Below are 12,205 nucleotides of genomic sequence, written 5' to 3'. Positions count from 1 at the left end.
TGAAGGTGAAGAATTCATGGATTGTGGCATCCCTCATATTCTAATGAAAAAATACTGGTAGTCATTTTTCAGTAATTTTCCAGACTTAGCGGGGACTAGGTAACCTTTTTTTGCTGTTTAGTTAAAAGGGGAGAAGGCATGGAATAAATGGATATTGCAGTAGTTGGATAGCCCAGACTGTAGACAAATTCAATGGATTTTGAGTTTGTCTACAGTCTTTTTTCTTTTCCAATGAAATAAAGTAAGCCGTTGATTTCTACTACGGGCGGACGCTTTCTGCGGGCGGGGTCGAGCTACTTCCCTCTTCGCTCAGTCCAGGATCTCGACTTTCCAGCTATTCCCGCAGGAGTCGCCGCCCTTCGTTCCAATCAACTTATACATAAAGCACTCCTTATTTACCTATTGATAAAAAGTAAACTATTGAAATGATCAACCATGATGACGAAAAATCAAACCAATGAACGTGAACAATTAGAAATGTTAACAATTGATCAATTAGTTCTCACCAATCATTTAGTGCGAAAACTAGAGGCTGCTATTGATTTTTTCATTTATCTATCCTTTAGTAGAAAACTTCTACTCTGTTTATGGGCGTCCTAGTATTGATCCTGTTGTTCTCTTTAAGTTTTTGGTATTCGGTCCATGCGTCAAACCATCAAAAGCATGGTATGCGATGGACAACCTTAAGAGGTCTTAAAATATTGTCCATGCAGGCGATGCTTACTTTCGCTGCTATGAATTTGAAAAAGCTGGCTACTTGGACATGGCAACAAGCTTAAGAGAGCAAATATGCTCGAAGAGTATGTGTGGTTTGGAAGTAAAAATGAAATAGGAAGAAAAATGACAAAAGCCATCGAGAGTGAGCTTCTCGATGGCTTTTGTCTACAGTCTGAGTTATCCAAAGTAGTTGGGTAGCCTTCCTCTAAATTTCTTTCACAACCGTATGGGCAAAGCTATCATGTGGCAAACACTGTCCATGCTGTTGCTCAAATGCTTGACGATCTTTTAAATAAGCAAACGTACTAATCGTGTCTCGATAAGCCATTCGTTTAATAATTTGAGCGCAAGATAATGGACGACCATCTTCATTTTCAAGTGCTAGTCCCATTGCTTTGTAGCCAATAGTTTGTCCGTTTTTTCGGAGCTGTGCATATTCGAGTGCCCACAACACGACTGTTGGTGTAACTAGTGCGTGAACAGCCTCATTTTTAACCTTTTTTCGTAGGAAATATTCAATACCGAACGTAGCAGCCGTTGAAATAGCTGTATCAATTAAAAAAGCTGCTGCTCGTTTTTTTGTCACCGATTCCATGAAAGACCTCCTTAGATTGACTTGTCTCTAATACATACGAAAAAGGGGATGTAAAGTTTCGAGTTAATCTACTTTTAATTCCAGTGGTAGTGCCGGATAAGACGGTATTGCCCCGTGCTTCGTAGTTGATAAGCCTGCATAGCGGTTTGCGAAAGATAGCAGGGACGTCGCCTCCAGTTCACAGTAAGCCACTAACCCCTCTACCTCTAGTTGATGTTGAAGGAATTGACTTAGAATAGCGCCAATAAAAGCATCACCTGCTCCCGTTGTATCAATGGCTTGCACCTTGTCAGCGGGAACTTTAACATGAAGATTTTTCGTATATAATGTGGCCCCGGCAGCACCATGTGTAATAATGATGACAGCTATATATCCATTGAATAATTGAAGGACCGCCCTCTGTTCATCCTCTATGGCGGTTAGAAATAAAAGCTCCTCCGCTGAAAGCTTCACCAGATGCGCTTGAGGTAAGAAGGCTAAAATGGTTTCACGACAAGCTGATTCATCCTGCCATAAAGGTAGGCGCACATTCGGGTCAAAGGAAACGAGGCTACCCACTTGATGTGCCTGTTCAAGAAAAGCAAGGTGGGCTTTCTTCATAGGACTTTCCACAAGATTCACAGAACAAAAATGCACAATATCCTTCGCAGTTAAAAGCTGTGAGGGGAGGTATTCTTGTTTGTATAATAAGTCCGCAGCATGTCGGCGATAAAATTGAAAGTCACGATCCCCTTGTTCATTTAATGATACAAAAGCAAGGCTTGTTTCTCCCTCCGTTGTTTGACGAATAAATTGAGTATCTACACCTGCTTGCTGTAATGTTTTTATCAGGAAATCACCAAAGGCATCCTGGCCCACCTGTGTTAGCAGAGCAGCCTGCAGGCCCAGTTTGGCACAAACCGCCGCTACATTTGCAGGAGCTCCACCGGCATGTTTCGTAAAGTGCTCGATATCGGTAAGAGAGCCTCGCTGCTGTGTTGGTGTAAAATCAATTAATAATTCTCCTATCGTGAAGAGTTTGCCCATTATGAGACCTCCTGTGGCAGTCGCTTTTTCTTTGGAACATAAATTGTATAAAAAATACCACCGAAAATTAATAAAATGCCCATCGTTTGCACAATGCTTGGCATAAAATCAAGCAGTAGCATATCAAGTAAAATCGCGACAACAGGGTCGACGAATACTAATACAGATACAAGAATGGTAGAAAGACCACGAATACTATCAAAAAATAAATAATAAACAAATCCAGTATGAATAAAGCCTGTGCCTAAAATATAAAACCAATTCGTTGAGGTTAAGCCATCAAAGAGTGCAAAATCAATGAAAGGCAGCAGCATGACGATTCCAACCGTTGTTTGAATATAAGTTAATGCATAGGAGCTTAGCTTGGTAATCGTTTTGCTTGTTAACATGGTGAGGGCATAAAAGACAGCTGAAAGTAAGGCCCACACAAAGCCCGATTGCATAAACTCCGAGAACGACACAAAATTCTGTAAGCCAATAATAAAAATACTACCAATAAAGCAAGTGATGGTTGCCACTAGCGCTTGAATAGTCATCTTTTCCTTTAAAAAAATCGCGCCTAATATTAAAACAAAAATAGGAGCTAAATTATAAATCGAAATTGCAATCGAAATTGACATTTCTTCAAAGGCTTTAAATAAAAATACCCAGTTTAAAACAATAAAGACACCGCAAATAATCGTTTGAAGAATTTCTTTTTTATCCCACACCTCTGATTTATGTCCACCTGTGATCAGCCACATACCTCCTAGAAAGAGGGTTGCGCAAATGCATCTAACAAAGACAAGCTCTGTAGCCGGAACACCAGTATGAACGGTAAAAAAGCCAATGGAGCCAAAAAGAGCCATCGATACAGTTAATTTAATGATTGCTGAAATGTTCATACGAAACCTTCTTTCTATTTTTTATCAATCTATAACTAGGGAAGAGAGTTATAGCTATTCTCGAATTTGACCGTTGCCATGAATAAAATATTTTGTTGATGTTAAGGCAGGTAAGCCCATTGGTCCACGAGCATGTAGCTTTTGCGTACTGATACCAATTTCTGCGCCATAGCCAAATTCAAAGCCGTCTGTGAAGCGGGTAGAGGCATTGTGATAAACCGCTGCTGCATCGACATTGTTTAAAAATGTTTCTGCGACCAATGAATCTTCCGTAATAATAGCTTCAGAATGATTCGTTCCAAATTGATGGATATGCTCAATCGCTTCATAGACGTTTTCGACTAACTTAACACTTATTTTTAAATCAAGGTACTCTGTCGCATAGTCATCTGTCGTAGCTGGAAGAGCGTCCTTAAATGACTGACACACTTGTTCATCACCGATGATTGTCACACCTGCTTCGTACAGAGACGATAAAAGCTGAACACCGTGTGCCTTAAACCAAGTAGGGTGGATCAGTAAGCTTTCTGCTGCATTACAGACAGAGGGCCGCTGTGTTTTAGCATTCAGACAAATGGTTTCTGCTTTTATGTAATCTGCCATTTGATCCACATAAATGTGACAATTACCTGCACCTGTTTCAAGGACAGGGACAGACGCTTCATTAACAACTAAATCAATAAGCGCTTTGCCGCCACGAGGAATGAGTACATCTAAGTACTCTTTTAAATGAAATAGTTCTTTAGCTGTTTCCCGACGCGTATCCTCAATTAATTGCACCGCATCCGTTGGCATGGCTGTTTTGGCAAGTGCACGATGGATACTTGCGACAAGAGCCATATTTGAACTTTTAGCGGAGGAGCTCCCGCGCAATATGACAGCATTACCCGTTTTCAAAGAAAGTGTTGCTGCATCGACTGTGACATTTGGGCGAGCCTCATAAATCATGCCAATAACACCGAGTGGCACAATTCGCTTTTCAATGCGTAGCCCATTATCTTTCTCAATACGTTCCACAATGGTACCTACTGGATCGTTTAAGGAGACGAGCAAATGAATGGCATCTGCCATTGCCGCTATGCGCTCCTCATTAAGCATAATACGGTCCAATGTAGAAGCGGACATGCCTTGTTGCTCACCGAGTGCCAAATCCTTAGCATTTTCAGCTAGGATAATAGGCTGATCGATAAGAAGCTGTTCGGCAATTTTTGTCAAAGCCTCATTTTTTTCGCAGGTAGTTTTATTATTTAACGTGTAACTAGCGGCCTTTGCAAGACGACCTTTTTCTTGAATTTCACTTGTCATTTTTCATTCCTCCTTAATTCGTTTGAATTTTCAGCCATTTATCTCTGTGAATGACCTCGTTAGGACAATTCACCAATGTATCTGTCCGTTTTCCCATTGCAACAGCTAGCTCTTGAGATGAGTACAACACCTCACCACGTCCTAATAAACCATTTTCACTATAGACTTCGACCACGTCACCATTGATAAAATCTCCTTCTACACGGTACACCCCGGCAGGTAAAAGGCTTTTGCCATTGTCCATTAACGCTCGCTCAGCACCATTATCTATAAAAATTTTACCAGAAACTTCCGTAAGTGCAATCCACTGTTTATGATTCGTTAGCACTGCAAGCTCATCATGACCGACATAGGTTCCATCGCCATGGCCAGCTAAAATATCCACAAGTTTTTGAACACCATGACCGGTTCCAATAAACACCCTAACACCTGCACGTAAAGCAGTTCGAGCTGCTAATAGCTTGGAAGCCATGCCACCCGTGCCAACCTTTGATCCTGTACCATCTGCAAAGCGAAGCAAATCATCTGTAATTGCTGTTAACTTATCAATGCGCTCAGCCTGTGGATTTTTAGCGGGATTGGCGTTATATAAGCCATTAATATCGGTTAAAATAATGAGTTGATCTGCATGGACCAGACCACTTACTAAAGCGGATAGCATATCATTATCACCAAAAGTTAATTCGCTAATAGATACGGTATCGTTTTCATTAATGATAGGTAACATTGAGCGTTCTAATAATTCCTCGAACGTCGCGTAAGCATTTTTATAGCATTCTTTTTTAGAAAAGTCTGTGCGAGTCAGTAAAATCTGTGCAGGCATAATATCATAGATACTAAATAAAGCACTGTACGTTTGAATAAGTAGACTTTGCCCTACCGCTGCCGCTGCCTGCTTACCTTTCACCGTCACAGGACGAGCTGGGTAGCCAAGTTGTTTAAAACCCGCAGCGACGGCACCCGATGAGACAAGTAAAACTTCATGTCCCTGTTTCTTTAATTCGGCGATTGCCTGTACGTGATCCATTAAGCGAACTTTATCGATTTCACCTTTTGCGTTCGTTAAAGAGCTACTGCCAATTTTAACAACAATTCTTTTTCTCTCCATCACACAACCTCCAGTTGAATACGTTCGTTCCTGCATATTACATCAAGATAAAAAAAGCCTTTTCATCCTAAAAATTAGGACGAAAAGACTTGCCTTCCGTGGTACCACCTACATTGAATATCATGCGACATTCCACTTTTCTCATAACGCTAGAGACTGCGCCTAGTTTGGCTAGGACGTTTCACGAAGTAGGTTCATCAGTCTTTCTTGTACAATGCCTTGCAGCCAATGGGCATTGCTCTCTTCACAAGAGTTACTAACTACTAGTCTTCATTCGTTTTGTCATCATACTGTTTTCAACTATTGACTAAAGGATGCACTACTTGCAAAGGTCTGTCAAGTTGAATTGACAAATTACTTGAAAGTTTTGAAAAGTTAAGAGGGTGAAGAGCAAAAGTGATAAAAAAGGAACCTAATCGATTATTTAAACCACCAAATAGCGATGAAAAGTGGCAGCATGGCCAAAACAATCACAAAGAAACTCCATACGATTTGTTTCCCGGAGGACATATTTTTTGGCTTGATGCTCATTTGTTCATAGAGCTGGTTAATGGCATACTGCTCCTTCGAATAAAGCATTGCTTGAAATTCTTCGTAATCTTGTATATAGCTAGATGGGGGACGTGGACTGAAACGCAAATTTCGTATGGAATCCGTTATGTCTTTTTCTCCCATCCAATAGGTAATAATGGGAGCTAGTCCTGAGTTTTGTGTAGCCTTAACCTCAATGTCATGTGATGTCATTTTATAATAAACCTGCCCGTGCTCATCCTCGTATTGCGTAACAATATCACTTACTGCCATACAATCACCTCTTATGAAAATTATCTGTAAAATCATGAGTTTCTACTATTATAATGTATTAGGAGAGAAAAGTATTGTCTGAACGAGCATAATTTGTGAAGCTAAAGTTCGTGAAAAAATTTAAATAAAGACATAAACTTATATCTAGTGAAAATAATGTCGTGTAGTATAATGTAAATAGTTTTTCAAAGAAGTTGAAGGAAGTGAAAGTAGTGGAAATTTCAACGTTATTCGCATTTTTAGGTGCAGCGATTATTTTAACGATAATGCCAGGGCCAGATAATTTGTTTGTGCTTGCGCAAAGTATTACACAAGATAAAAAAGCTGGTATTGCCACATCACTTGGATTATGTACGGGACTTCTTGTTCATATTAGTGCAGCGGTACTCGGTATCTCTGCGATTATTTATCAATCGACTATTATTTTCTCTATTGTAAAATTTGCAGGAGTAGCATATTTATTATATCTAGCTTGGCAATCATTTCGTGCAAAAGGAGATCCATTTTCTTTGCAGCAGCAAAATGTACAAGCCTATGTTAAGTTGTATAAAAAAGGGATTTTAATGAATATTTTAAATCCAAAAGTATCGCTATTTTTCCTAGCGCTCCTACCTCAGTTTGTTCATCCTTCACAAGGACATGTTGCGTTGCAAATGCTTATTTTGGGTATAGTATTTTTAGTTCAAGCATTGGTATTATTTATCTTATTTAGTTTGTTTGCAGGGAAGGTTAGAAATGTGATTATTGGTCAGCCTGTGATTGCAAAACGATTAAATATGATTCAAGGTATTCTCTTCACTTTTATTGGGATACAAATAGCTATTAGTAAACAATAGGGAGGAATGATCATGGCTATTTTACATATTACCTTTAGCTTAGCAACTCAGGGTTCCTTGAAGCTTGCCATACGCCAACATCGTTTGCAGCGTGATGAATCAGTTCTAAGTGTCCATGATGATTTCTCGATTGGACCTCTTCAGAGCTTTGAAGAACGCAAACATTGGTTAGAGACGCATATGTTGGACGATGATGACCAACAATTATACAATGATATCTATGAAAATTGGAAGGGGAAAATCGAAACGTTACCAAGTGATGTGGATGTTTGGGTTTGGTATAGCCATAATGCCCATGAACAAATTGGACTGCGCTATGTGATGAGTGAGTTTAATCATAAAAGTAGTATGGTCTATGGAATTGATGCCACAGAGGGCATGCAACGTATTCAACCAAATATTACTATTCGTCAGACAGGTGAGCTTTCCTCAGACATGCTTATGAAGCTTCGCACTGTTGCAAAACGATTTTCTACTCAAGAATGTCAACAACTTGCCAAAGAATGGGAAGACATAAAAGGACAGCCAAGTACACTACGACTATGGAAAAATAAACTGGAGCATGTAGAGGAAGAGGCACTGGACGCATACATTATCGCCAGTGCAAAGAATCTGCAGTTACAGCACAAGGAAGAATGGCTGATGCCGACGCAAATTTTAGCTCAGACAGCTGGAACAGTTAATCATTATATAGGGAATGATTTTCTAATGTATCGCTTACGAACACTCGTCGAACAAGGATTATTTGAGATGCAAGGTGATACAACGGATATTTTTTCATATCAGGTAAAATTACGCTAATAAAAAGATCAGGGCAGCCAAAGCCCTGATCTTTTTATTTTTTTTCATAAAAATCGAAGACAAACTGTTTAAATTGGCGTGCTGATGGAGGCAAATAGCGATTGTCAATCCAAGCCATGCCAATAATACGTTCACATACCATATCCTCAACATGGATTTTAACGATCTTCTTCGGATTTAAATCCTCATCATCTGGTAGTAAGGAAACGCCGAGACCAGCCCCAACAAAACCTGCAATGGTAGATACTTCATCGCCTTCATAAGAAATTTTAGGCTTTATGCCAGCTGCGTTTAATAAGCGGTCAGCAGAACGGCGAAGAGCATAGCCCTTTTTCATGAGCACAAAATTTTCATGCTCCAGTTCCTTCATTTTAATGCTTTTGCGATGAGCTAGTGGATGGTCAATCGGCACCATAATAAAGAGCTCATCACGCCACAGCTCTTTCCAGCAAACGGGAGGCTCTGTATCTATGGCAGCCAATAAGCAAAGATCTAACTCACCAGCCAGCAATTGCTTTAATTGTGAATGGGAATAGTTTTGCGTGAAATGAAAACGGATATGGGGGTGTTTCTGACGAAAAGCGCGAATCAAATCTGGTACGATACTCGTTCCTAGCGTATGTAAAAAACCAAGTGATACGTCCCCAAGCTCTGGATTATTCAGCTCTTGTAATTCTAAAACAGCCTTTTCATATTCTTTACGCATGCGTTGTACGCGATATAAAAATAGTTCACCATATCGGTTTAGCATGATTGAGCGCCCTTGTCTGTCGAAAAGCGGTACACCTAATTCTTCTTCCAGCTTTGATATAGAACGACTAAGTGCTGGCTGTGAAATCGCTAATGCCTCGGCAGCTCGTGTCATATGCTCTAACTTTGCAACCGTTACAAAATATTCTAATTGTTGCCACTCCATTTTTTTCACCTCTTTTCTCGTTATTTTTAAGTTATCTGCATTATAACGGGAAACAGTCTGGAAGTATAGGGTTCAAAAAATTTTTAAAAGGACATTGCCTTTAAATAGAAGAATCGGAAAGTTAAATAGTAGAAAGTGTGATAGTACAGCCATTAACCTGACATCATTCATGCACAATACACATTGATTTGATAAAAACTATAAATTGTACATTATGAATAAAGGGTGATAAGATAGACACATAAAATACACAATTATAAATTTCCGTGAAGGGGATATCATAAAATGAAGTTAACAAAGCCACAACCTCTAACAATTGAGGGAGGCAAAAAAGCCGTACTATTACTGCATGGATTCACAGGTAGCACAAAAGATGTGAAAAAACTAGGAGAATTCTTATCTCAACGTGGTTATACCGTTCATGCACCAATCTATAGTGGGCATGGCGTAGAACCAGAAGCTTTATTAGAAACTAAACCAGAAGACTGGTGGAACGATGTCGTGGAAGGTTATAACTTCCTACAAAAGAAAGGCTATGAAGAAATCGCAGTTGTTGGGATTTCACTTGGTGGCGTCTTCTCACTAAAAGTTGCAGAGACATTCCCAGTGAAGGCATGTGTTGCGATGTGTGCACCAATAACACGTGATAACTCAAAAGGCTTATTTACACGTTTGTACCACTATGCTCGATTATATAAACACTTTGAAAATAAATCAAAAGATCAAATTATTTCAGAATTACATGAGTTACGTATTACCCCAAAAGATTCTTTAGATGGCGTAACACGTTTAACGACTGAAACACGTGAGGAATTATCCACTATTAAAGCACCAACACTAGTACTACAAGGTTCATTAGACGATGAGCTTTACCAAGAAAGTGCACCATTCATTTTAAATACCGTAGAAACAGATGATAAAGAAATCATTTGGTATGAAAATTCAGGTCATATTATTACGTTAGATAAAGAACGTGAAAAAGTTTATGAAGATGTCTATAAATTTTTAGATCATATTGAATGGTCAGTTGCAAATTAAGGAGAAGGGCTGTCAGCAGGCAGCTCTTTTTTTGTGGAATTAACTAATTAATGAAGCTTTCATCTAGATCATGAAAAAACTATTGTAATTATAATAAATGCTTGATAACATGATGGAATTGTAGTGAAAAATCATTCGATTAAAATAATTTGCTATAGTCTAAAACATCTAAGGAGTACATCAATTATGCAACAAAAAATACCTTTCTCAACCTATGCAGTCATTGGAACTATGTTATTTGGACTGTATTTCGGTGCAGGGAACCTTATTTTCCCAATTCAAATGGGGCAATTAGCAGGGACCAATTTTTGGTTTGGATTAATCGGGTTTTTAGTCACTGCCATCGGGCTGCCATTCCTCGGAATTTTAGCCATTGGTTTATCAGGAAGTAATGGCTTACGGGATTTAGCGAGCCGTGTCCATCCTGTTTTTGGTATCGTATTTTCTTTGGCGCTCTATTTAACCATTGGGCCATTTTTTGCGATACCACGTACAGCAACCGTACCATTTGTGGTAGGCTTTGAGCCATATATTGAAGCTCAGCATGCAACATTGCTATTAGCCGTATTTAGCTTTCTATTTTTTGCTGTTGTTTACTATTTTTCTTTAAATCCAGCGAAAATTATGGATTATATTGGGAAATATTTAACACCTGCTTTTTTAGTTGTCTTATTTATTTTGATTATTACAAGCATTGTGAAACCGATGGGGCACTTCCAGCAGCCAATCGGTGATTATATAGATAATGCCTTTATGACAGGCTTTAAAGAGGGCTATAATACAATGGATGCCTTAGCATCATTAGCCTTTGGGATTGTTGTCATCAATGCGATTAAAAGTGCAGGAATTACGGATCGAAAGCAGATAGCGAAGGCTACCTGGACTTCAGGAATATTTGCGATGGCTTTAATGATGCTAATTTACGGATTAATCACATTTATGGGCGCTTCCAGCATTGGAGCAGTAGGCACTTTTGAGAATGGTGGTTTAATTTTTGCCGCAGTAGCGGATCACTATTTCGGCTCATTTGGGGCCATTTTATTAGCTGTTATCATTGTTCTTGCATGTTTAAAAACGAGTATTGGTTTAATTACTTCATGTAGTGAATTTTTCCATCAAGTGTTTCCAAAAATCAGCTATAAATGGTTTGTATTTTTATTATGTGTTGTGTCTTTTACGATTGCAAACTTTGGCTTAAACAATATTATTCAATTTGCTATTCCCGTTTTAATGTTCCTGTATCCATTAGCGATTGTCTTAATTTTGCTGGCACTTAGCTCATCATTCTTTAAAAATAAGCAAACGGTATATGCTATTGCGATGATTTTTACATTTTTCATTAGTTTGATTGATGGTTATAAAGCATTAATTGAAAGTGTACCAGGCGCAAAGTTAGGTGTCTTGGATGCTGTAGAAAAGGCCTATTCAACGATTCTACCTTTTTATGATATTGGCTTAGGGTGGATACTACCAGCGATTATTGGTGCTATAATTGGAAGTCTGTTTCCATCAAGAAAAGTACTATAATGAATAAAAGCACGCACAGAAAATAATTTTTACTGTGCGTGCTTTTCGCTTGTTTAGTAAGCTGTCCAGCCACCATCTACTGCAATGACTTGTCCATTCACAAAGCTTGCCTCGTCTGATCCAAGGAAAATAGCTAATTGAGCAATTTCTTCTGGTTGACCAGCACGCGGATTAATCGATAGACCAAGTGCTTGGCGTGTTGCTCCAGTTTGGCTCATATTGGTCATTGAAGAGGCGATATTCGTCATGACTGCTCCAGGCGCAATACCATTGCAGCGAATATTTTTATCAGCATACATAAACGCTGTGTTTTTTGTTAATCCAACAACGGCATGTTTTGAAGCTGTATAGGCAGCACCTGCACGTGCCCCATATAAGCCACCCGCAGAAATATTATTGACAAAGACACCGTGTCCTTGCGCAAGGAAAATGTCTGTCGCCATACGCATCGAGCGCATCACAGCTGTTGTATTTACCGCAAATACTTTATCCCATCGTTCATCGGAAATTTCACCAACAGGCTCCATCCCATCCATGATCCCTGCATTGTTTACTAAAATATCTAATTGACCATAGTTTTGTTTCGTTTCATCAAATAAACGCTGTAAGTCTTCTGTTGATGCGACATTTGTTTGAATGGCAAATGCT

Annotated in this window: 12 protein-coding genes and 2 pseudogenes; 6 read left to right on the top strand and 8 right to left on the bottom strand. The window is 39.1% G+C overall.

Going from position 1 to position 12,205, the window contains the following annotated elements; all coding sequences use genetic code 11:
- Positions 1–435 precede the first annotated feature (435 nt).
- Positions 436–666: pseudogene (locus tag RT445_RS20680) on the top strand (transposase); the annotation flags it as partial.
- Positions 654–779: pseudogene (locus RT445_RS23730) on the top strand (transposase); the annotation flags it as partial. The pseudogenes RT445_RS20680 and RT445_RS23730, both read left to right, overlap by 13 nt.
- Before the next feature lie 143 nt (positions 780–922).
- On the opposite strand, the gene RT445_RS20675 reads toward RT445_RS23730, so the two are convergent.
- The 6 genes from RT445_RS20675 to RT445_RS20650 form a co-directional block, all read right to left on the bottom strand.
- Positions 923–1,312 (bottom strand): RDD family protein, encoded by a 390-nt coding sequence (locus RT445_RS20675; RefSeq protein ID WP_274796590.1) that lies wholly within the window; start codon positions 1,310–1,312, stop codon positions 923–925.
- 63 nt (positions 1,313–1,375) lie between these two features.
- Positions 1,376–2,338 (bottom strand): carbohydrate kinase family protein, encoded by a 963-nt coding sequence (locus RT445_RS20670; RefSeq protein ID WP_313471462.1) that lies wholly within the window; start codon positions 2,336–2,338, stop codon positions 1,376–1,378.
- Positions 2,338–3,222 (bottom strand): DMT family transporter, encoded by an 885-nt coding sequence (locus tag RT445_RS20665; protein ID WP_313471461.1) that lies wholly within the window; start codon positions 3,220–3,222, stop codon positions 2,338–2,340. The genes RT445_RS20670 and RT445_RS20665 overlap by 1 nt, the downstream gene beginning before the upstream one ends.
- Positions 3,223–3,276: 54 nt before the next feature.
- A complete protein-coding gene (locus RT445_RS20660; protein ID WP_313471459.1) occupies positions 3,277–4,527 on the bottom strand; it encodes a glutamate-5-semialdehyde dehydrogenase in 1,251 nt (416 codons plus the stop codon).
- Between the two features lie 13 nt (positions 4,528–4,540).
- The gene (proB, locus tag RT445_RS20655; RefSeq protein ID WP_313471457.1) at positions 4,541–5,635 is read right to left on the bottom strand and encodes a glutamate 5-kinase; all 1,095 of its coding nucleotides are present in this window, start codon (positions 5,633–5,635) and stop codon (positions 4,541–4,543) included.
- A 420-nt stretch (positions 5,636–6,055) separates the two neighbouring features.
- On the bottom strand, positions 6,056–6,439 hold the full coding sequence (locus tag RT445_RS20650) for a sodium:proton antiporter (protein WP_274796595.1): 384 nt from the start codon (positions 6,437–6,439) through the stop codon (positions 6,056–6,058).
- A gap of 212 nt (positions 6,440–6,651) precedes the next feature.
- Here RT445_RS20650 and RT445_RS20645 point away from each other — a divergent pair, with 212 nt between their 5' ends.
- A complete protein-coding gene (locus RT445_RS20645; protein WP_313471455.1) occupies positions 6,652–7,275 on the top strand; it encodes a LysE family translocator in 624 nt (207 codons plus the stop codon).
- A 12-nt stretch (positions 7,276–7,287) separates the two neighbouring features.
- Positions 7,288–8,076: a DUF1835 domain-containing protein gene (locus tag RT445_RS20640; protein ID WP_274796597.1), complete on the top strand. Its 789-nt coding sequence runs from the start codon at positions 7,288–7,290 to the stop codon at positions 8,074–8,076.
- 34 nt (positions 8,077–8,110) lie between these two features.
- Here the strand turns inward: RT445_RS20640 and RT445_RS20635 are convergent, their stop codons facing one another.
- Positions 8,111–8,992, bottom strand: a complete 882-nt coding sequence (locus RT445_RS20635) for a LysR family transcriptional regulator (protein ID WP_274796598.1) — start codon at positions 8,990–8,992, stop codon at positions 8,111–8,113.
- A 285-nt stretch (positions 8,993–9,277) separates the two neighbouring features.
- Between RT445_RS20635 and RT445_RS20630 the strand changes: the two genes are divergently transcribed.
- Together RT445_RS20630 and brnQ are read left to right on the top strand one after the other, a co-directional pair.
- Complete coding sequence (locus RT445_RS20630) at positions 9,278–10,030, top strand: alpha/beta hydrolase (RefSeq protein ID WP_274796599.1); 753 nt, start codon at positions 9,278–9,280, stop codon at positions 10,028–10,030.
- Positions 10,031–10,216: 186 nt separating this feature from the next.
- Complete coding sequence (brnQ, locus tag RT445_RS20625) at positions 10,217–11,557, top strand: branched-chain amino acid transport system II carrier protein (RefSeq protein ID WP_274796600.1); 1,341 nt, start codon at positions 10,217–10,219, stop codon at positions 11,555–11,557.
- Between the two features lie 53 nt (positions 11,558–11,610).
- On the opposite strand, the gene RT445_RS20620 is transcribed toward brnQ, so the two are convergent.
- A partial coding sequence (locus RT445_RS20620; RefSeq protein ID WP_313471454.1) for an SDR family oxidoreductase occupies positions 11,611–12,205 on the bottom strand: 595 nt, incomplete at its 5' end.

This window comes from Lysinibacillus sp. (assembly GCF_032093475.1).
GTDB classification, from domain to species: domain Bacteria; phylum Bacillota; class Bacilli; order Bacillales_A; family Planococcaceae; genus Lysinibacillus; species Lysinibacillus irui.
This window is presented reverse-complemented; position numbering and strand designations above follow the sequence as displayed.

Bases quoted from the DNA above. Each gene is read 5' to 3' on its own strand.
- RT445_RS20675 (WP_274796590.1), bottom strand. From the start codon at position 1,312: ATGGAATCGGTGACAAAAAAACGAGCAGCAGCTTTTTTAATTGATACA.
- RT445_RS20670 (WP_313471462.1), bottom strand. From the start codon at position 2,338: ATGGGCAAACTCTTCACGATAGGAGAATTATTAATTGATTTTACACCA.
- RT445_RS20665 (WP_313471461.1), bottom strand. From the start codon at position 3,222: ATGAACATTTCAGCAATCATTAAATTAACTGTATCGATGGCTCTTTTT.
- RT445_RS20660 (WP_313471459.1), bottom strand. From the start codon at position 4,527: ATGACAAGTGAAATTCAAGAAAAAGGTCGTCTTGCAAAGGCCGCTAGT.
- proB (WP_313471457.1), bottom strand. From the start codon at position 5,635: ATGGAGAGAAAAAGAATTGTTGTTAAAATTGGCAGTAGCTCTTTAACG.
- RT445_RS20650 (WP_274796595.1), bottom strand. From the start codon at position 6,439: ATGGCAGTAAGTGATATTGTTACGCAATACGAGGATGAGCACGGGCAG.
- RT445_RS20640 (WP_274796597.1), top strand. From the start codon at position 7,288: ATGGCTATTTTACATATTACCTTTAGCTTAGCAACTCAGGGTTCCTTG.
- RT445_RS20635 (WP_274796598.1), bottom strand. From the start codon at position 8,992: ATGGAGTGGCAACAATTAGAATATTTTGTAACGGTTGCAAAGTTAGAG.
- RT445_RS20630 (WP_274796599.1), top strand. From the start codon at position 9,278: ATGAAGTTAACAAAGCCACAACCTCTAACAATTGAGGGAGGCAAAAAA.
- brnQ (WP_274796600.1), top strand. From the start codon at position 10,217: ATGCAACAAAAAATACCTTTCTCAACCTATGCAGTCATTGGAACTATG.